At 68.8% G+C, this 18,848-nt stretch carries 17 protein-coding genes and 1 other RNA gene; 8 read left to right on the forward strand and 10 right to left on the reverse strand.

Annotated elements, in window-relative coordinates; genetic code table 11:
* A partial coding sequence (locus JF886_RS07435; RefSeq protein WP_337311086.1) for an ATP-dependent DNA helicase occupies nucleotides 1–2,202 on the forward strand: 2,202 nt, incomplete at its 5' end.
* Between the two features lie 339 nt (nucleotides 2,203–2,541).
* Here the strand turns inward: JF886_RS07435 and JF886_RS07440 are convergent.
* The 3 genes from JF886_RS07440 to JF886_RS07450 all read right to left on the reverse strand — a co-directional run bounded on the left by JF886_RS07440 (nucleotide 2,542) and on the right by JF886_RS07450 (nucleotide 4,430).
* A complete protein-coding gene (locus JF886_RS07440) occupies nucleotides 2,542–3,084 on the reverse strand; it encodes a hypothetical protein (RefSeq protein ID WP_337311088.1) in 543 nt (180 codons plus the stop codon).
* 160 nt (nucleotides 3,085–3,244) lie between these two features.
* Nucleotides 3,245–3,614, reverse strand: a transfer-messenger RNA (tmRNA) gene (gene ssrA / locus JF886_RS07445).
* Nucleotides 3,615–3,671: 57 nt separating this feature from the next.
* A complete protein-coding gene (locus JF886_RS07450) occupies nucleotides 3,672–4,430 on the reverse strand; it encodes a TetR/AcrR family transcriptional regulator (RefSeq protein ID WP_337311090.1) in 759 nt (252 codons plus the stop codon).
* Nucleotides 4,431–4,482: 52 nt separating this feature from the next.
* Between JF886_RS07450 and JF886_RS07455 the strand changes: the two genes are divergently transcribed.
* From JF886_RS07455 to JF886_RS07465, 3 genes are read left to right on the forward strand one after another with little or no spacing between them, the layout of a single operon-like run.
* The gene (locus tag JF886_RS07455; protein WP_337311092.1) at nucleotides 4,483–5,805 is read left to right on the forward strand and encodes a flavin-containing monooxygenase; all 1,323 of its coding nucleotides are present in this window, start codon (nucleotides 4,483–4,485) and stop codon (nucleotides 5,803–5,805) included.
* Nucleotides 5,802–6,650, forward strand: a complete 849-nt coding sequence (locus JF886_RS07460) for an SDR family NAD(P)-dependent oxidoreductase (protein ID WP_337311094.1) — start codon at nucleotides 5,802–5,804, stop codon at nucleotides 6,648–6,650. Before JF886_RS07455 ends, JF886_RS07460 begins: the two co-directional genes overlap by 4 nt.
* The gene (locus JF886_RS07465; RefSeq protein ID WP_337311096.1) at nucleotides 6,647–7,546 is read left to right on the forward strand and encodes an AurF N-oxygenase family protein; all 900 of its coding nucleotides are present in this window, start codon (nucleotides 6,647–6,649) and stop codon (nucleotides 7,544–7,546) included. The genes JF886_RS07460 and JF886_RS07465 overlap by 4 nt, the downstream gene beginning before the upstream one ends.
* 87 nt (nucleotides 7,547–7,633) lie before the next feature.
* Here the strand turns inward: JF886_RS07465 and JF886_RS07470 are convergent, their stop codons facing one another.
* Nucleotides 7,634–10,024 carry a sensor histidine kinase gene (locus JF886_RS07470; RefSeq protein ID WP_337311098.1) on the reverse strand — a complete coding sequence of 797 codons (2,391 nt, stop codon included), beginning with the start codon at nucleotides 10,022–10,024 and terminating at the stop codon, nucleotides 7,634–7,636.
* A gap of 20 nt (nucleotides 10,025–10,044) precedes the next feature.
* Entirely contained in the window at nucleotides 10,045–10,665 is a 621-nt protein-coding gene (locus JF886_RS07475) for a hypothetical protein (protein ID WP_337311100.1), read from the reverse strand.
* A 126-nt stretch (nucleotides 10,666–10,791) separates the two neighbouring features.
* Here JF886_RS07475 and JF886_RS07480 point away from each other — a divergent pair, with 126 nt between their 5' ends.
* Nucleotides 10,792–11,343: a hypothetical protein gene (locus JF886_RS07480; protein WP_337311102.1), complete on the forward strand. Its 552-nt coding sequence runs from the start codon at nucleotides 10,792–10,794 to the stop codon at nucleotides 11,341–11,343.
* The gene (locus JF886_RS07485) at nucleotides 11,343–12,287 is read left to right on the forward strand and encodes a TIM44-like domain-containing protein (RefSeq protein WP_337311104.1); all 945 of its coding nucleotides are present in this window, start codon (nucleotides 11,343–11,345) and stop codon (nucleotides 12,285–12,287) included. The genes JF886_RS07480 and JF886_RS07485 overlap by 1 nt, the downstream gene beginning before the upstream one ends.
* A gap of 6 nt (nucleotides 12,288–12,293) precedes the next feature.
* Here JF886_RS07485 and acs read toward each other — a convergent pair whose 3' ends face one another.
* From acs to dnaK, 3 genes are all read right to left on the reverse strand, one after another.
* Entirely contained in the window at nucleotides 12,294–14,264 is a 1,971-nt protein-coding gene (acs, locus tag JF886_RS07490) for an acetate--CoA ligase (RefSeq protein WP_337311106.1), read from the reverse strand.
* Between the two features lie 13 nt (nucleotides 14,265–14,277).
* Nucleotides 14,278–14,889 (reverse strand): acetate uptake transporter, encoded by a 612-nt coding sequence (locus JF886_RS07495; RefSeq protein ID WP_337311108.1) that lies wholly within the window; start codon nucleotides 14,887–14,889, stop codon nucleotides 14,278–14,280.
* A gap of 183 nt (nucleotides 14,890–15,072) precedes the next feature.
* Nucleotides 15,073–16,977 (reverse strand): molecular chaperone DnaK, encoded by a 1,905-nt coding sequence (gene dnaK / locus JF886_RS07500; protein ID WP_337311110.1) that lies wholly within the window; start codon nucleotides 16,975–16,977, stop codon nucleotides 15,073–15,075.
* A gap of 140 nt (nucleotides 16,978–17,117) precedes the next feature.
* Between dnaK and JF886_RS07505 the strand changes: the two genes are divergently transcribed.
* Entirely contained in the window at nucleotides 17,118–17,480 is a 363-nt protein-coding gene (locus JF886_RS07505) for a hypothetical protein (RefSeq protein ID WP_337311112.1), read from the forward strand.
* Here JF886_RS07505 and JF886_RS07510 read toward each other — a convergent pair.
* Together JF886_RS07510 and JF886_RS07515 are read right to left on the reverse strand one after the other, a co-directional pair.
* A complete protein-coding gene (locus JF886_RS07510) occupies nucleotides 17,468–18,103 on the reverse strand; it encodes a protein-L-isoaspartate(D-aspartate) O-methyltransferase (RefSeq protein ID WP_337311116.1) in 636 nt (211 codons plus the stop codon). The two genes, JF886_RS07505 and JF886_RS07510, sit on opposite strands and share 13 nt — an antisense overlap.
* 39 nt (nucleotides 18,104–18,142) lie before the next feature.
* Nucleotides 18,143–18,565, reverse strand: a complete 423-nt coding sequence (locus tag JF886_RS07515) for a hypothetical protein (RefSeq protein ID WP_337311114.1) — start codon at nucleotides 18,563–18,565, stop codon at nucleotides 18,143–18,145.
* Between the two features lie 104 nt (nucleotides 18,566–18,669).
* On the opposite strand from JF886_RS07515, the gene JF886_RS16795 reads away from it, so the two are divergent.
* The coding region (locus JF886_RS16795) for a sigma factor (RefSeq protein ID WP_350340574.1) at nucleotides 18,670–18,848 on the forward strand (179 nt) is incomplete at its 3' end.

Consider the following 18,848-nt stretch of genomic DNA (forward strand, 5'->3'; position numbering starts at 1 on the left):
CCGGGAACGGATCATTTCGAGCAGTGGCGCGACCGCGCCGCCACCCTCGGCCTGACACCGCGCAGTGTCCGCGACCTCCTCGACCAGGAGCAGCTACGTGACCTCCGCTGGTTCGACGTCGACACTGCGCAGGCGGTGATCGGCCGCGATGAGGGGGGCCTCACCGCCCAGACCTCGGTGTTCAGCCGTCGTGACCTGATCCGCTCGCTCGCTGCCCACACGCCGCTTGGCATGCGTCGCGAGCAGATCGAGGAGCTCGCCGACGCCATCCTCGCCGACCCCGCCGTGACCACGCCGATGGTCCCGGCCCAACGCGAGGGTGAATCGCCGGGCGAAGCGATGGATCGCTGGCGCGACCGCGGCATGGAGCTCCACTACTCCACCCCCGAGGTGGTGGAGCTGGAGCGACGCATGCTCCGCTCCGCGGTCCTCCGCGACCAGGAGCGAACCCTGGTGATCGACGGTGGGCATGTGCGCACGGCCGTCGCCGCCATCGGAAGCCAGCTCACCAAGGATCAGCGGGACATGGTGCTCGGTGTTTGCACCTCAACGGCCGGCGTGGTCGTGGTCGAGGGCGCGGCGGGGACAGGCAAGACCACCGCCGTCCGACTGATCCGCAATATCCACGCCGATCTGGGCGTCTCCGTCGTCGGCTGTGCGCCATCCAACCGCGCCGCGGTCACGCTGGGGGAGGAGGCAGGGGTGACCGCCGTCACCACCGCCTCGCTGCTCGGCCGCCTGCGCGACGGTCAACACCTCGCCCGCGGCGGCCTTGTCATCGCCGACGAGTGCTCGATGCTCGGGCCCGACCTCGCCGAGCTGGTGATCCGGGCGGAGCAGGACGGCGCCAAGCTGGTGCTGATCGGCGACAGCGCGCAACTCCAGCCCATCCACGGCGGGGCGCTGTTCCGGTCGCTCGGGGACGCGCTGGGGCGGATCTCGCTCACCGACGTGGTGCGCCAGCGGGAGTCGTGGGACCGCGAGGTGCTGATGGCGCTGCGCGCCGGCGACGCGGCACCATTGGTCCGCAGGTACCTCGACGAGGGGAGGGTGCATCACTGCCCGGACGAGGCCTCGCGGGTGGCCACCATCGCAGCCGACTGGGTGGCGGCAACAACGGAGGGCCACGAGGTGATCACCATCGCCCGCGAGCGGGCCGCGGTCGCCGAGCTCAACGCGGTCACTCGCGAGGCCGCGGTGGACGCTGGACTGGTGGGGCGGACGGGGGTTCATCGTGTGTCCACCGATCAGGTCGGCCACAAGACGATGCCCCTCGGCGAGCTGGAGTTCGCCGTGGGCGATCGCGTGCTCCTCGTGGGCAGGACGCAGCGCCACCGTGGGCTTGTCAAGGGCCTCCGGGGCACCGTGGTCGAGACGGCCGCGGACGGCACGCTCTGCCTCGAGACAGCCGAGAAGCGGCGGCTCACCGTGCCCCCCCGCTATGCGGGCGTCGCCCACGGCTACGCGCTCACCGCCCACCGCGCCCAGGGGGCGACTGCCGACATCGTGCTCGTCCACGGATCGGACGCCGCTGACCGCCACTGGCACTACGTCGCGCTGAGCCGGCATCGACTCCGCGCCGCCTACTACGATGTCGCCTCACAACCCAGGGACACCGAGGGTGTTCACCATGGACCACCGGTGGACGCGTCATGGACAGACCAGGCACTCATCGCCTCGATGGAACGGGATGACGCCAAGCCGAGCACCCTGGACTACCCGGCGGCGTATGACCGCCAGCTCGTCGAAACCTGCCCCTCAACAGATCCCACGGCGGGTCGCGGCGTGGCGCCGACTGAGCGACAGCTGGAACTGCTACGCCTGAACGGGTTGCTGGAGGAGCTTCCTCCGGCCGCCACGTGGATTCACGCGTCGCTGGTAGTCGACCGTCTCTTCGGCAACCCGGCTGGTGAGAGCGCCCAGCGATGGCTGACCAAGGGTGGGACCCCGCCGGATGAGGCCGGGAGGGCCGTCGCGATGGCAATGCAGGACGTCGCCGCGAGCCGCGGACGGAGTTGCATCCGCGACTCGCGGTCCGGCGTCATGGATGGGCAGCTGCGCGCGCGACCGGGCTCGGCCGAGAAGGAGCTGGCCATGCAGGCCGAAGAGGCTCGGAGACGGCGCCGCCTCGAGCACAATCTCCATCACGACCACCACGCCCCGGCGCATACGACGCAGAGCCCGGGCCGCGGAATCGGATGACGGAGGGGTGCTAGCGCTCACGCGCGTCGTGAACGCCCCGCCGAGGGCACCTCTAGTCGCGCCGATCCCGGTCCCGCTGACTTTCGCGTACCTGCGTCATCGGACGCGACTGCTTTGGCAGTTCCGCAGGCGCTCTGGGCGGCACTGCCGGTGACTTCGGCGGCTGACCTTCGGGGGTGGGGGAGGCGCCGCGCCGGCCACTACTTCTTTTCGATCTTGTCGGCCCCGAGGCCCTTGCGCACGGTGAGCATCGGGTAATCGCGTTTGGGCAACTCGGATGGCGCGCGAGGGGGTTTCGATGGTTGGGGCGGGGCGGGCGATGCGCGGCTGGCCATGGGCTTACCGTACCACCAGCAGATACGCCGTACACAAGATGGTGGCAGTGGCCATGACTACTGCACCCAATGCCCATCCGACGCGCTTCCGGTCACTCACGCGCCGGTTATCTTCGATCGCCTGAGTGAGCGCATCGAGGACGGCCACATTGGCGTCCAGGGCAGGTCCGGCGATAGTGTCTCGATAGAGGTCATCAATGGCCGGTCCGGTGGCGAAGCTTCGGGGCATGAGCGTCCAAGCGAACCCTGCCGCGGACAGGAATGCGGGGAAGAGGCTGGCCCACCAGAAGCGATTGAGCGAACCATGATTGCTCAAAAGCAGCGCCACGCCGGCAATGTCAGCACCCAGCAGCCCCAGCGCTTTGGTGTCATGGCTGTCCGCATTGGCCAAGGTGGCGGCAACCTGCGCCTGGGCCTGGCCGATCAAGACCGCCGTGATCTTTTCCTGTTCGCGGGACACCGCATCGGTCGCCAAGACGACGGCTGATGGCCGCTCCTTGGGATCGTCCGAGCCTCGATTGACCGAGACGGACACGCGCACTCGCACAGACCCAGTCTAGCCGATGAACGAACGTATGTTTGTGCATGCGGCTCCATCGGTCTCGAGCATCAGCGGACCCGCGCGACCCAGCCGTCGTCGACACCGCGTTGGCTTCAAAATTGGCTTCAGGGGCCGCCCAGGGGAACCGTTTTCGTATTCAAAACGGTGGTGGAGGCGCCGGGAATCGAACCCGGGTCCGAAGCCGTGTCAAGCGCAACGTCTACGAGTGTAGTCCCGGTTTTGTTCTCACCGATGCGTCGCCCTGGGACCAGGCTCCGTACCGGCCAGTCACGGTGTACGTCGCCCCCGCCGCCGTGACGCCAGCGGGGGCCGAGGCTGCTGGTATTAGCGTCGGGTCCGGTCAGCGCAGCCGCTTGACCGGTCGACGTCAGGCCGTAGCCTGAGCGTTTGCCTTACTTACGCAGCGAGCGCAAGGGGCTGTGCATTCTTCGCACTTATGTTTGTCCCGGTTTTACGAGCCCGGGGCTCGACTCGCAGTCACGCAAACCACGACCCCGTCGAAACCGTACGCCCCCACGAGGTGAAGCTGCGAGCTCATGGTACCGCGTGTCGGCGGTCCAATCGCTCGTGTATCAGCCCGTCTCATCACCGTGCGGCTCGTCGAGCACGCGCAGCCCGCTCCGGGTCCTCGGTGTGGCTGTAGCGATCGCCTCGCCGAACAACCCCTCGATCCCAGTCGAGATCAGCGCCGTGAGGTAGTCGACCAGCGCGGCGCGTGACATCGAGCGCCTGTCGATCCACCAGTCGGCCGCGGCCTGCACCATGCCCACGATGCCGTGCGACCACGGCTCGGCTCCGCCCGAGTCGACGCCGGCCTCACGGAGGCGGTCATCGAGCACGCGCGCCACCTCGGTGGCCATCAGGGCCATCTGGGCGTGCACCAGGTCGGAGCTCATCCCCCGATCGGCCAGTGACCCGTGAACGACGAAGCGGTAGAGCTCGGGGTCCTGCTCGATGATGGCCAGGTAGGTGTCGACGACGGCCGCGATGGTCTCGCGGGGAGGGCGCTCGACGAGCAGCGCGCTCGACATCGCCGCCAGCAGCTCGTCGTTCACCCTCCGGCCCACCGCCAGCCAGAGGTCGGCGCGGTCGGCGAAGTGGCGGTAGAGGATGGGCTTGCTCACCCCCGCCTGGGCGGCGATGTCCTCCATGCCGACGCCGGCGCCCCGAGCCCGGATGGCTTCGACGGCGGCCTCGACGAGCTCGGCACGGCGCGTCTCCCGATGCCCACGCCAGCGTTCCCGCTGCCCTGCGGCCTGGGCCTCGCCGGCCGGTCCGGGAGGCCGGAGGAGTGCCCGGTTCTCGGGCCCCTTGACTTTTCGGGAGCGCATGCTACTAATAGTAACTGTTACTCAAGGTAACGCTCAGATTCGAGGAGGACCCATGACAGCCCCAGCCGCTCCCCACTTGGTCATCGGCGCCGGCTACGCGGGCCTCGGCGTCGCGCGCGCTCTCCGCGCCGACGGCCTCGACGTCGAGGTGGTCGAGAAGAACGACGAGGTCGGCGGTAACTGGCTCAACGGCGTGTACGACTCCACCCACATCATCAGCTCGCGGGACACCACCGGCTACGCCGAGTTCCCGATGCCGCGCAGCTATCCCGATTTCCCCAGCCGCGACCAGATGATTGCCTACCTGCGCTCGTACGCGGAGGCCTTCTCGCTGCGCGAGCTGATCCGCTTCCGCACCGAGGTGACCAACGTGGTGCCCGTTACCCCTGACGGCGTCGGCGGCTGGGACGCAACCATGCGCCTGCCCGACGGGACGGTGGTGACGCGCCGCTACACCGGGGTGGCGGTGTGCAACGGCCACCACTGGGACAAGCACATCCCCACCCGCCCGGGCATCTTCAGCGGCCTGCAGATGCATTCCAAGGACTACCGCAACCCGTCCGACTTCCAGGGCTCTCGGGTGCTGGTGGTAGGCGCCGGGAACTCCGGGTGCGACATCGCGGTAGAGGCGTCGCGCCACCTCGGCCATTCGCTCATCTCCATGCGCCGCGGCTACCACTTCCTGCCCAAGACCGTCCTCGGAATCCCCGCCGCGGAGCTGGACCTGCCCTGGATGCCGCTCTGGGCGCAGCGCACCTTCCTGCGCAGCATGGTTCGGATCATCCATGGCAGGAATGAGCGATACGGCATTCCCACCCCGGATCACCGCCTCTTCGATCGCCATCCCGTGGTCAACAGCGAGATGCTCCACGCGCTGCGCCACGGCCGCGTCGAGTACCGGCCCGACATCGAGCGCTTCGACGGCAAGACCGTGACCTTCATCGACGGCCGTCGCGAGGAGGTCGACACCATCGTCTGGGCGACGGGCTTCGCGGTGACTTTCCCCTTCCTCGACCGCGACATCTTCGAGTGGGAGAACGGGATCCCCAAGCGCGTCTTTGGGATGCTGCCGTCAACGGTGGCGGGGATTTACGCGTTCGGAGTGCTGCAACCGCGCGGGGGCGCCGGTCCCCTGATCAGCCGGGGCGCCGAGCTGCTCGCCCGGCTGGCGCGCATCCAGGCCACCGTCGACCATCCCATCGCGATCGACCTCGCACGCATCCGTCGTGCCGACGCCCGCCACCTCGTCGGCGTCAGCGAGACCATGCGCCAGATCGCCGTCGCCAATCGCATCCTCGATGTGTACACCTGGCGCCAGCGGCGGCGTGGTCTTCCAGCGCGGTCCGCACCGGAGTCTGCGGAGCGGGTGGCATGACCGCCGAGCTTCGCGGCCGCCGCGTGCTCGTCACCGGCGCCGGTGGCGCCCTGGGAGGTGCGACGACCAGGGCGCTCCGCGCCGCCGGCGCCATCGTTGCCGGGCTCGACCTCATCGGGGGCGGTGTCATCGCCTGCGACATCCGCGACGCCGACAGCGTCAGCGCCGCGGTCGCGCGGGCGCGCACGGAGATGGGTGGCATCGATGCTGTCGTCCACTTCGCAGGCGTCGGGATGCCGACCAGCTCCGGAGCCGCGCCTGGTGACGCGGTGTCGCGCACGGTTGACATCAACCTGCTCGGTCCCTGGCGGGTCACCGCGGCGTGCATCGACCAGCTGGTGGCGCAGCGCGGCCGTCTGGTCTTCGTCGCTTCCCAGCTGGCCTACGCGACCATCCCGTTCGCGGCCGCATACACGGTGTCCAAGCGCGGCCTGGCGGCGTACGCTGACAGCGTCAGGGCAGAGTACGGCAGCCACGTCGGTGTGACCACCGTCTACCCCGGCTACATCCGCACCCCGATCCACGACGCCAGCATCGCTGAGGGCCTGTCGCTGGACGGCGCCACGCGCCCGCAGCGGCCCGCGGACGTCGTGGCCACCGTGCTTCGCGCGCTCACTGCAGATCGCCCGCCACGGGACCTGGCGTGCAGCGCGCTCGGCCGCTTCGAGCTGGCCGCGTGCCGCCACCTGCCGCGAACAGCCGACGCGGTGATCCGCCGGCGTCTGCGCCGCGACCTCGCCCGCGGACGGCACAACGCAGCGCCGCTGGCCGCCGCCATGCGCAGCCGCCTCGGCTTCCCCGACCCCACCCCGACCGCGCGCCCCACGGAGGAGAGGATCGCGTGAGAACGCTGCTCGACCGGCCCGACCGCGAGGCGATGGCGCAGCGGCTGCTGCGCGCCTCGGCGCAGAAGTCCTTCGACCCTGAGGTGGATGTCGACTGGGAGCAGCCGCTCGTCGACGGCATGTTCTACATGCCCGAGCACCGGGTCAGCCTGTATGGGACGCCGCTGTGGGAGCGGATGAGCCACGCACAGCGCGTCGACCTCTCACGCCACGAGATCGCCAGCACGGCGAGCGTGGGCATCTGGTTCGAGCTGATCCTGTTGCAGCTCCTGGCGCGACACATCTACGACCGGCCGGCGACCAGCGACCACGTTCGCTACGCGCTCGTCGAGGTCGGTGATGAGTGCCGTCATTCGGTGATGTTCTCGCGCATGATCGAGAAGCTGGGCTGCCCCGCGTACGGCCCGGGCCGGCTGGCGCACACCCTCGGCCGCCTGCTCAAGAGCTTCGCGACCGGGCCCGAGGTCTTCGCCGCATTCCTCATCGCCGAGGAGATCCTCGACGCCTTCCAGCGTGAGTTGATGATCGACGAGAGCGTGCAACCGCTGGTGCGGCGCATCTCGCACATCCATGTGATCGAGGAGGCGCGCCACCTCCGCTACGCGCATGACGAGCTGGGGCGCCAGATGGCGGCGGCGTCACCGGCGGCGCGCACCTGGGCGCGCTGGGTGGTGGCGCGTTCGGCATGGACGGTCAGCTCGCACCTCGTGCACCCGGACGCGTATGCGGCGGTTGGGCTGGACCCGCGCGCCGCGCGCCGCATGGCGCTCGCCAATCCCGCGCGCCGCGAGTCGATGCGCTGGGCGAGCTCCAAGCTGGTGCGGTTCTTCGCCGCCAGCGACCTGCTCAGCGGCCCTGGGCTCCTGCTGTGGCGACGCAGCGGCCTGATCACCTAACGGCGAAGGGGGAACTGCGTTCCCCCTCGGGCACCCCCGGCTAGCGCTGTCAGCTCCGGCGGCATGAAGTCGCCTGCGCTGACGGTTTCAACTGGCTTTGTCCGCGCTGTCCTCGCGGCGCTCGACTGCCAGCGGCCAGTGCAAGGTGAAGCAGGTCCCGTTCCCCGGCGTGCTGGTCACCGACACCTCGGCGTCATGAGCCTCGCTGAGGCGCCGGACCAGGGCCAGCCCCATGCCCATGCCGCCGTAACGGCGGGTGCGCGAGCCGTCCACCTGGCGGAGATGGTCGAAGACGGTGGGCAGCTCGCGCTCGTCGATGCCGATACCATCGTCGGCGACGTCCACGCGGCAGCTGGTTCCCACCTGCCGCGTGGTCACCGAGACGTGGCCGTCCGCGGGCGTGAACTTGATCGCGTTGTCGAGCAGCGCGCGCATCACCTGCTCGAACCTCTCGCGGTCGGCAACGATGAACGTGTTCGGTGCAAGGTTGAGGGCGAGCTCGATGGGGAGGCCCTCCCTGAAGTTTTTGCGAAGCTGCGCTGCGGTGACGTTGATGACGGCGGCGGCGTCGACGTGTTCCGTGCGCAGCGTGACCGCCTCCGAGTTGAGTAGCGAGAACACAACGATGTTCTCGACGATGTCGCCGAGCAGGCGCGCCGAGATCTCCATATCGCGAACCAGCTCGAGCTTGGTCGGCTCGTCGAGCTGCTGCCATGCCGCCGTGATCAGCTCGATCTCTCCCTTGATGGCGAGAACGGGCGTGCGCAGCTCGTGCTGCGTGGTGGTGAGGAAGTTGGTCTTGAGGATGTCGAGCTCACGGAGACGCTGCACGGTGTGACGCTCCTGCTCGTAGAGGCGCGTGTTCTCAGTGGCCACGCTGGCGTTGTTGGCGAGCGCGGCGAGCGCACGCTCATCGCTTTCGGAGAGGGGGTCGAACGACCAGACGGCGAGCGCCCCGACCACCTCGGCGTGGTACATCATCGGCACTGCGAGGAGGCCCGGTGACACATCGCCCGCATCGCGGCGGATGTGCTCGCCACGCGCCAACCCGGCCACCTCCTCGGTATCGAACGCGGCGAGCACGCTCAGCGAGGCGCCGGCAGCTGCCTCCAGCGAACCATCGTCGATCGTGAACAGCGCAGCGCGCGCTTCGCCACCTCCGATGGCGCTCGCCGCGGCGAGCACGCTGCGCTGCAGCGCCTCCACGCCCTCGCCGGTTGCGGTCAGCGCGTGGGAGACGCTCTCGAGGCGCTCGATGGAACTGTCGAGGTGGCCGATGTAGCCGGCGATCTGGTTGCGCATCTGATTGACGCTCCGTGCCAGCCGGCCCAGCTCGTCGTTGCTGGTCACCGGGACGTCAGAGCTCAGGTCGCCCCCGGCGATCCGGCGCACGCCGCGCTCCAGCCGCGCGATCGGGCGCACCACGAACCGCGACGCGAAGGCCGCGATGATGAGGAACACCAGCACGATGGCGGTGACCCCGATCAGCAGGATGGTGCGTTCGTCGGCGCCGGTCTGCCCCGCGAACACAGCGGTGGGAACCTCGACGCCGAGGTAGCCGGGGACACTGCCGTCAGGGGCCGTGACCGCGATGTACGAGGTGGCGACGCTGCCGCCCGGCCCGGACAGGTACTTGGCGGAGAACGAGGCGGGATGATGGGCCAGCACCGACGTCCATAGCGGGTCCGCCGTTCCCTGGGCCGGTGAGTAGTTCTGCGCCGGGTCGAAGCGAAAGAGCATCGGCGAGTTGCCGTTGGTGAGCAGCGCGGGTGTGTACAGAAGGGCCGAACCGAACCGCGCGAACTGCGCCTGCAGGGTTGTGCTGTACACGACCACGCCGATGAAATGGTGAGCGCTGTCCCTGACCACGACGGCGGCGTCGAACGCCGGCAGGGTGTTGCCGATCAGCTCCACGCCCTCGTATCCGGGCGGGCACTCCTTGCCGGCCAGCCGGTTGGCGGCCGCGCTGCCCTCGCACTGCACGAGCCGGCCCTCGGCGATGGCCAGGGCCACCGACGCTGTTGCCGTGCCGAGGTGGGGGCCTGCCTGGGACTCGCACGACCCCACCGTCTGTCCGGCTCCGCACTCGTCGGTGTAGACGGGGGAGCCACCACTGTCGAGGACGGCGACCCGGCTGCCTGGAGACGATGCGCCGCCGAGACCGGATCCGAAGAGCGTGGCCAGCGCAGCGGCACGCGCCGTGGCGTCCGAGGTCGCCAGCGCCTTCTGCAGGGCGGCTGAGCGGGCCACGGCGGTGGCCGCGAACTGGGTCTGCGGTTGGGTGACGTGCACCAGGAGCTGGTAGCCGGTGGCCGAGCGGTTGCTCGCCTCGGACTGCACCGCCTGGTCGGTCTGCAGCGCGCGGCTGACCAGCAGGAAGCCGGACACGGTCGCCACCAGCGCCACTGTGATCACCAGTCCGCCGATGAGCAGCCGGGTTGTCAGGGTGCTCCGCCACCCCTGGCCGGTCGCCGCCATGACCACACCCGCCGGGCGGGTCAGTCCTCCGGCGAGGCGAGCCGCCGGCGAAGTGCCATCCGCGCGATCACGGCGAGCGCGACCACGTCCACCGCCAGGAGCAGCGGCCAGATGAAGAGCCCGCTCCCGAATCTGATGCCACTCAGCGGTCCCAGCCTCTCGACCGGAAGCACGCGGGCGGCGTCGGTGGCGAACACCGCCTGAGCCGAGAAGGGTGCGGGGTCGGAGCTGTCGACCACGACCTTGGCGGTCGGGACGGGCGCGGCAGGTGTGGCCAGGCCCCGTGCGTGATGCGAGGTGGCCGGCTTGGCCGCCGGCGTGGGGTGCAAGGCCGGCTTGTGCGTCACGGCCGGGGCGGGCTTGGGCTTGCTTTTGTCCAGCTCGGCTATGAGCTTGGCGAGCGCGGCGGACACCCACGCGGGCGGCGTGTGGCTCGCGCTGTCGCCGTTGTTGTCGCCGCTGCTCTTCCCGTCGCTGGTGCCGTCCCCGCTCCCGTGGTCGGCCAGCACGATGGCCGGCGCCGAACCCGGAGCGACGACCGCGGCTGCGACCAGGGCACCGGTGGACGAGAGCGCGAGCAGGCAGGCGGCTACGGCGGCGGCGCTTCGCAGCCACAGTCCGCGCAGTCCTCGAGAGGGCATGCGGTCAGCCTACGGATGGGGTCGCGGCGCGGGTCAGAGGACCCGTTCGCAAAGCCATCACGGCTGTGTATCGCCGACCACCACACGGATACCCCCCGTGTGGCCATGGCCCCGTACTCTTAGCCCATGTCCACACGGATGCGCCGGAGCGAGCTTGACCTGCCCAGGCGGCGTGGAGTCGCGGCCCAGCTGCGCCGCTGGACCATCCCCGCCATCGGGGCGGTGACGCCGGTCGGACTGATCATCGTCAACATCGCGGCCTTCATCGTGCACAACCTCGCGCAGTTCCGCCTCGGGATCAGCGTGCTCGCGTTTGTCAGCGGTCTGATGCTGAACTCCTGGACCGCGTTGAAGATCTACCGCGTCGCCAAGATCCGCTTCCCGCACTTCGGCCCTCTCGAGGAGAGCAACCAGGAGGTCGTCCTGATGATCGGGATGGCCCTGATCATCGGGATCTCCTTCGTCGAGGCGCTCTTTTGCTATCAGGGCCTCAGTAACGAGGCCAACCTGCCCAACGCCCCGACCTTCATCCTGGGAGTCGTGGCCATCGCCATCCCCATCCTCCTCCAGGGTCTGTTCGGCCGCCTGCTCGGTGAGCGCAGCGACAGCGCGGACGAGCGCGTCGACGGCTACCCGCTGCCGCCTCCGCCGGGACCCGGCGAGACCTGGAGGCCGTAGTGACGACCACATACCTGCTCGTGCATCACGCCCTGCTGCTCCGCGCCGGCGGCGGCCAGAGCTTTGGTGGCGGTGGTGGAGGCTTCGGCGGCGGGGGCGGCTACAGCGGCGGCGGTTACTACGGCGGCGGTGGCTACTACGGGGGTGGTGGGCTCGGCTCGCTGGGCCTGCTGTCACTGCTGTTCTTCGGCGGGGGGCCGATCTTCTTCATCTTCCTGCTGCTCGCCGCATTCAACGCGTGGCGTCGCATGTCATACCGGGGCCCGCAGGGAGTGACCGGCGGGGGAGGGGGCTACATCCCGCGCTACGGTGACCAGCGGCCGATGGGCGTGCCCAGCGGTTTTCCAATCGGCGGCCAGCAGGAGCCATCCTCCGTTGACAGCGTGGCGTCGGGCCTCGCCGCGATCAAAGCGCACGACCCGCAGTTCGATGAGACGGAGTTCATCAACCAGGCGCAGCGCGAGTTCTTCATCGTGGAGAAGGCCTGGAGCGACTGCAAACCGGAGGAGAGCCGCCGGGTCATGTCCGACACGCTCTGGGACCAGCACCGCGCCCAGATCGAGCAGTACGTCGCCAAGGGCCAGCGCAACGTGCTCGACAACCTTGCGCTCGCCGGCGCCACCATCGTCAGCGCCGGCGGTGGCCCGCAGAAGGACCACATCCAGCTGCGCATGCACGCCGCGTGTGCGGACTACGACGTCGACGTGGCTACCAACAAGGTCGTCCGCGGTGACCGCTCCGTCGGGGAGTGGTCCGAGGACTGGCTATTCGAGCGTTCCTCGAAGGCGACCACCCGCGCCGACGGGGGAACCATGGCGCAACACTGTCCCAATTGCGGCGCCCCGCTCGACGTCGACCTCAGCGGGGTCTGTTCGTACTGCAAGGCGCCGGTGATGAGCGGCGACTACGACTGGGTGCTGGCCCGCATCGACCAAGTGCAATAACCCGCGCTACTGCTCCTTGTCCGCCTCGGCGGCGGCGCGCGTCTGCAGCTCCTTGACGACGTTGGCATCGGCGAGCGTGGTGGTGTCACCGAGGTTGCGGTTCTCGGAGATGTCACGCAGGAGCCGCCGCATGATCTTGCCGCTGCGCGTCTTGGGCAGCTCGGGGGTGAAGGTGATCCACTTCGGCTTGGCGATGGCGCCGATCAGCTTGCCGACGTGCTCGCGAAGCTCGACGGCCAGCTCGGTGCTCTCCTCGTAGCCGCTGCGCAGGGTGACGAACGCCGCCACCGCCTGCCCCGTCTGCGGATCGGCCTTGGCAGTGACCGCGGCCTCGGCGACCTTAGGGTGGTCGACCAGCGCGGACTCCACCTCGGTGGTGCTGATGCGGTGCCCGCTTACGTTCATGACGTCGTCGACTCGGCCCATGAACCAGAAGTAGCCCTCATCGTCGATGCGCGCGCCATCGCCGGCGAAGTAGCGATCGCCGTACTTCTTCCAGTAGGTCTCCTTGTAGCGCTCGTCGTCGCCCCAGATGCCGCGCAGCATTCCCGGCCACGGTCGGGTGAGCACCACGTAGCCGCCCCCGCCCAGCGGCACGTCGTTGCCCTGCTCATCGACGACGGACGCGCCGATGCCGGGAAGTGGTCGCGTTGCCGAGCCCGGCTTCAGGGTGGTGACCCCGGGAAGCGGCGCGATCATGATCCCGCCGGTCTCCGTCTGCCACCACGTGTCGACTACCGGTATACGCCCGCCGCCGATCATCTCGCGGTACCAGATCCAGGCTTCCGGGTTGATCGGCTCGCCGACGGTGCCAAGCATGCGCAGCGACGAGAGGTCGTGCTTGTCGGGGTACTCGCGACCCCACTTCATGAACGTTCGGATCGCGGTAGGCGCGCAGTACAGCACGGTGACCCCGTACTTCTCGATGGTCGCCCACCAGCGGTCCTTGTCGGGGAAGTCCGGGGTGCCCTCGTACATAACGGACGTGACGCCGTTGCCCAAGGGGCCGTACACGATGTAGCTGTGACCGGTGACCCAGCCGATATCGGCGGCACACCAGAAGACGGTGTCCGGGTGGATGTCGAAGACGAGGTCGTGCGTGTACATCGTCTGCAGCAGGTAGCCGGCGGTGGTGTGCTTGATGCCCTTCGGCTTCGCGGTGGTCCCCGACGTGTACAGCGTGAAGAGCAGGTCCTCGCTGTCCATCGCCTCGGGCTCACAGGTTGGCTCCTGGGCACTGACGAGGTCGTGGTACCAGTGGTCACGCCCTTCGGTCATGGGAACGTCGTTGCCGGTGCGCCGCACCACCACGACCTGCGTGATGGTCTCGGTCTTGGTGAGCGCTTCGTCGACGTTGCGCTTCAACGGCACGGTGGTGCCGCGGCGCCACGCCTCGTCCTGGGTGATCAGGCACACAGATCCCGAGTCGTTCATGCGGTCGGCGACGGCGTCGGCGGAGAAGCCACCGAACACCACCGAGTGAGCTGCACCGATGCGCGCGCAGGCGAGCATCGCCACCGGCAGCTCCGGGACCATGCCCATGTAGATTCCCACCCGGTCACCGCGCTTGACGCCGAGGCCGCGCAGCGCGTTGGCGAAACGGCAGACCTGCTCAAGAAGCTCCGCGTAGGTGATGCTGCGCGTGTCGCCCGGCTCGCCCTCCCAGAGGTACGCGACTTTGTCTCCGTGGCCGGCGTCGACATGACGGTCGAGACACTGGTAGCTGGCGTTCAGCGTGCCGCCCACGAACCAGCGCGCAAAGGGGAGGTTCCACTCCAGGATCGTGTCCCAGGGGCGAGAGAAGCTGAGGTACTTCTCGGCCTGCCTGGCCCAGAACGCCTCCGGGTCCGCGTCCGCCTCGCGCCACAGGCTGTCGTCGCGAACGTTCGCCTGGGCGGTGAACTCGGGGCTGGGCGGGAACGTCCGTCCCTCCTTGAGGAGCGCATCGATCGTGGAATCCGAAGCCGTCTGAGCCATCAGGTTGGTCTCCTCAGGTTGGCAGCACGCGCCTCTTGAAGTTGGCGTTGGTCACGTCCGCGAACGAGGCGTACACGGCCGCCGCCGCGGTCGCGATACCGACATAGCCGCCGACGTTGTGAATGGTCGTGCTCGCCGCGTAGTCACCGATGGCGAGCACGACGAACGTGATCGTGAGCAGGAAGAAGACAAGTTGCACCGCCCGCGCGCCGGCCAGGGAGGCAAGGAACATGTACGCGGTGAAGATGCCCCAGGCGAGCAGGTACGTGGCCACGAACGTGCTGATATCGGTGGGTGTGGCGGTCTTCATCTGCGGGATGAAGACGTTGACCAGGAGAAAGAAGCTGAACCAGAAGGCTCCGTACGCGGTGAACGCGGTGGCGGCGAAGGTGTTGCCCCGCTTGAATGCCCACATGCCCGCGAGGAGTTGAGCCAGACCGCCGAAGGTGAGCGCCAGCGCCATCACGCCGGCGGTGACCGTGGCGTGCAGGATGCCGGCGTTGATCAGAGAGAGCAGCAGCGTGGTGATCCCGAAGCCCGCCAGGCCAAGCGGAGCTGGGTCCCCGACCAGCGGCGCCGCCTGCTCCGGGGTCCTCAGCGCCGTGTCCTCGAATGCTCGCGCCATGGTCGGTGCCCTCCTCTCCATATGAAGCCCCCTCCGGAAGCCCTCCGGGGATGGCAAGGCCACAGGATCATGCGCCGTCGCCTTGGTCATATATAAGGGGGGTGAATTGGTCGGTCGAGCAACCAAATCGCCTTGAAACAGAAGAGCCCGGCACCTGCTGGTGCCGGGCCTTCAGCGGGAGGTTTAAACCTCCTTGAACTCCGCGTCGACGACGTCGTCGCCGGCCGGCGGCGTGGCGTGCTCGTCCGGCGCGGCTGTTCCGTTGGGGGCACCCGCATCCGGCGTGCTCCCGGGCTGCGCGTACACCGCCTCGCCGATCTTCTGGATGGATGCCTGCAGCTCGTCGCCCGCTGACTTGATGGCGTCGGTGTCGCCGGCGGTGATCGCGTCGCGCACCCCCTTGACCTTGGCCTCGATGTCGCTGCGCACGTCGGCGGGGACCTTGTCACCGGCGTCGGTGAGAGCCTTCTCGGCCTGGTAGGCGAGGTTCTCCGCGCGGTTGCGGGTCTCGATCGATTCGGCCCGCTTGCGGTCTTCCTCGGCGTTGACTTCGGCCTCCTTCACCATGCGCTCCACCTCGCTCTTATCGAGGGTGGTCGATCCGGTGATGGTGACCCGGTTCTCCTTGCCGGTGCCGCGATCCTTGGCGCTGACATTGAGGATGCCGTTGGCGTCGATGTCGAACGTCACCTCGATCTGCGGCAGCCCACGTGGCGCCGGCGCGATACCGTCGAGCGTGAAGGTGCCGAGGATGCGGTTGTCGCGAGCCAGCGGGCGCTCACCCTGGAGCACCACCACCTCGACCGACGATTGGTTGTCCGAGGCTGTCGAGAACACCTGCGACTTCGACGTGGGAATCGTGGTATTGCGCTCGATCAGCTTGGTGTTCACCTCACCCTCGGTCATGATGCCGAGGCTCAGCGGCGTGACGTCGAGCAGCAGGACATCCTTGACCTCACCCTTGAGCACGCCCGCCTGGATGGCGGCGCCGATGGCGACCACCTCGTCCGGGTTGACTCCGCGGTGTGGCTCCTTGCCGGTGAACGACTTGACCAGCTCCTGGATCACGGGCATGCGGGTGGAACCACCGACAAGGATCACCTCGTCGAGCTCCGACGCCGACAGGCCGGCATCCTTGAGCGCGTCCTCGAACGGCTTGCGGGTGCGGTTGGTCAGGTCCTCGGTGAGCTGCTCGAACCTGCTGCGTGACAGCGAGATCGCGAGGTGCTTCGGGCCCGACGCGTCGGCAGTGATGAAGGGAAGGTTGACCTCGGTCTCCTGTCGCTGCGAGAGCTCGATCTTGGCCTTCTCAGCCGCCTCGGTCAGCCGCTGCAGCGCCTGGCGGTCGCTGCGCAGGTCGATGCCTTGGTCCTTCTTGAACTCGTCGGCAAGCCAGTCGACGATGCGACGGTCGTAGTCGTCACCGCCGAGGTGGGTGTCACCGTTGGTCGACTTGACCTCGAAGACTCCCTCGCCCACCTCGAGGATGGAGACGTCGAAGGTGCCACCGCCGAGGTCGAAGACGAGGATCTTCTCGTTCTCCTTCTTCTCGAGCCCGTAGGCCAGTGATGCGGCAGTAGGCTCGTTGATGATGCGCAGCACGTTGAGGCCGGCGATCTGGCCGGCGTTCTTGGTGGCCTGGCGCTGGGCGTCGTTGAAGTACGCCGGCACGGTGATGACCGCGTCGCTCACCTTCTCGCCGAGATACGCCTCAGCGTCGGTCTTGAGCTTCTGGAGGATCATCGCGGAGATCTGCTCGGGGGTGTGGCGCTCGCCGGAGACCTCGACCTCGACGCGGCCGTCCTTGCCGGGCACGATCTTGTAGGGCACCTGCTTGGCCTCATTGCTCACCTCGTTGACGAGACGGCCCATGAAGCGCTTGATCGACGAGATGGTGTTCTCTGGGTTGACGGCGGCCTGACGACGGGCCAGCGTGCCCACCAGGCGCTCGCCACTGCGAGTGAAGGCGACCACCGACGGCGTGGTGCGCCCGCCCTCGGCGTTGGGGATGACGACAGGCTCGCCACCTTCCATCACAGCGACGACGCTGTTGGTGGTGCCGAGGTCGATGCCGACGGTCTTGGCCATGGGGTTGAACCCTCCCGGGTAAATGCGAATCGAGGAAATTCGAAGTGTTGAACTGACGCTTCTGCGCCGCTCCTGGTGGGATACCTCGCGCCACCGTGATGCTAAACGTCCGACGCCGGCGATGGCGGTACCCTGCTTCCGTGCATGAGGGCGACGGCCACGACACGGCCGCGCAGCTGCGCAGGCTGCGCGAGCGGGCCGACGAGGATTTCGATAGCCCGCCCGGCATCAAGCTGCCCGGCCGGCACCAGATCGACCTTGCCGAACTGGGCCTGAGGGTCGCCGTGACCCGAGCGCGGTACCCCAACCGCGACGACGGCGTCGACCAGTACGCGGTCACCCTGACCCGCTCAGGCCTCGACCAGCGTCCTGCCGACAGCGAGGTGTCCCTGGTCCTCGAGACCGCCTTCGGAGCGTCCGCGGGCGACGCCGTCGAGCGGACCGGCGGAGGCCCGCTGGTGCGCATGTTCCGGGTGCCCGCGGCCGCGGCTCAGCCGAGGTAGGCGTCGCCCCCGATGAGGGGGACGAAGCGGCACGGCCCGAGGTTGTCGGTGACCCAGCGGCCATCCAGCAACCGGAGGCGCACGAGCTCGTCCATCTGCTCGCCCTCGCGATGCAGCGGGATCACCAGGCGGCCCCGCTCGCTGAGCTGGCGGGGCAGCGCCGGGGGCAGCCACGGCGCGGTGGCGGCGACGGCGATGGCGTCGAACGGCGCCAGGTCGGGCAGGCCCAGGGTGCCGTCACCCACGTGGACCGGGATGTCATAGCCGGCCGCCGTCAGGCGCTGTCGTGCCGACTCGGCCAGCTGGGTCAGGCGCTCGATGCCGACGACCTCCGCGCCGCACGCGGCCAGCACCGCGGCCTGGTATCCCGATCCCGTGCCCACGTCCAGGACCCGATCCCCTGCCTGGATGTCGAGTGCCTGGACGACCACGGCAACCATGAGCGGCTGGGAGATCGTCTGGCCGCAGTCGATGGCCAGCGCCCGGTCGGCGTAGGCCTCGCCCCGCTGCCCGGGCGGCACGAACTGCTCGCGCGGGACAGAGGCCATCGCGTCGAGGACGCGAGCATCGCGGATGCCCCCGCGACGCAGGGTGTTGAGCATCCCGATCACGTCACCATGCATCCGTCCGGTGTAGCAGATGTCTGCCGCCGGCACGCTCCGTCAGGCCTGCGGTTCGAGCACCAGGTCCTCTGGCGGCGTCGGCGGCACCTTCCAGACCAGGAACCCCTTGTTCCAGCGGCGGTGGTATTCGTTGGCCGCATCGACCGCCTCGTGGAACGCTCGCTCGAACGCGGCCAGGTCGCCGCCCTCGCAGGCCGCCAAGAGGGGAGCCAGGTCCTCATCGATGAAGGTCTCGACGTTGGCCTCGTACTTGGGCCGGGTGACGTTGCCGAGCCGGAAGAGCTTGCGCATCTCCTTGAGCTGCCAGGTGGCCAGCGGCCAGTTCTGGGCGCGGCCCGCGTGGTACGCCTTCCACATCCGCACCCCGATGTCGGGCATGAGCCGGGCCAGGCCTGGCTGCAGGCCGGTCAGCGCCTCGAGCTCGAGGCGTTCGGGGTTCTTCGGTTGCGGTGTCTCGCTCACGCAGGCTCCTTGAGTGATCGACGGCGAGGCTCCGGCGCCCCCTTGCGGCCCCCGAGCTGTGACGAAACGTCGCCGGCGACGTTGTTGAGTCGATGATCGCCGCCATGACCGGCACGGCGCTGGAGCACGCGGTGGCACCGTTCGACGAGGTGTACCAAGAGCATGCCGACGCCGTCTACCGATTCTGCGTCTCCCAACTGCGCGATCTCGACGTGGCCGAGGACGTGACCGCCGACGTCTTCGCCGCTGCCTTCGCCGCCTACGACCGGGTCCGCCCCGAGTC

This window comes from Candidatus Aeolococcus gillhamiae (assembly GCF_016464765.1).
Taxonomy (GTDB): domain Bacteria; phylum Chloroflexota; class Dormibacteria; order Aeolococcales; family Aeolococcaceae; genus Aeolococcus; species Aeolococcus gillhamiae.

Excerpts from the sequence above, each read along its gene's own strand:
- JF886_RS07450 (WP_337311090.1), bottom strand. The coding sequence starts at position 4,430 with ATGCGCTCCCGAAAAGTCAAGGGGCCCGAGAACCGGGCACTCCTCCGG.
- JF886_RS07455 (WP_337311092.1), top strand. The coding sequence starts at position 4,483 with ATGACAGCCCCAGCCGCTCCCCACTTGGTCATCGGCGCCGGCTACGCG.
- JF886_RS07460 (WP_337311094.1), top strand. The coding sequence starts at position 5,802 with ATGACCGCCGAGCTTCGCGGCCGCCGCGTGCTCGTCACCGGCGCCGGT.
- JF886_RS07470 (WP_337311098.1), bottom strand. The coding sequence starts at position 10,024 with ATGGCGGCGACCGGCCAGGGGTGGCGGAGCACCCTGACAACCCGGCTG.
- JF886_RS07475 (WP_337311100.1), bottom strand. The coding sequence starts at position 10,665 with ATGCCCTCTCGAGGACTGCGCGGACTGTGGCTGCGAAGCGCCGCCGCC.
- JF886_RS07480 (WP_337311102.1), top strand. The coding sequence starts at position 10,792 with ATGTCCACACGGATGCGCCGGAGCGAGCTTGACCTGCCCAGGCGGCGT.
- acs (WP_337311106.1), bottom strand. The coding sequence starts at position 14,264 with ATGGCTCAGACGGCTTCGGATTCCACGATCGATGCGCTCCTCAAGGAG.
- JF886_RS07495 (WP_337311108.1), bottom strand. The coding sequence starts at position 14,889 with ATGGCGCGAGCATTCGAGGACACGGCGCTGAGGACCCCGGAGCAGGCG.
- dnaK (WP_337311110.1), bottom strand. The coding sequence starts at position 16,977 with ATGGCCAAGACCGTCGGCATCGACCTCGGCACCACCAACAGCGTCGTC.
- JF886_RS07510 (WP_337311116.1), bottom strand. The coding sequence starts at position 18,103 with ATGCATGGTGACGTGATCGGGATGCTCAACACCCTGCGTCGCGGGGGC.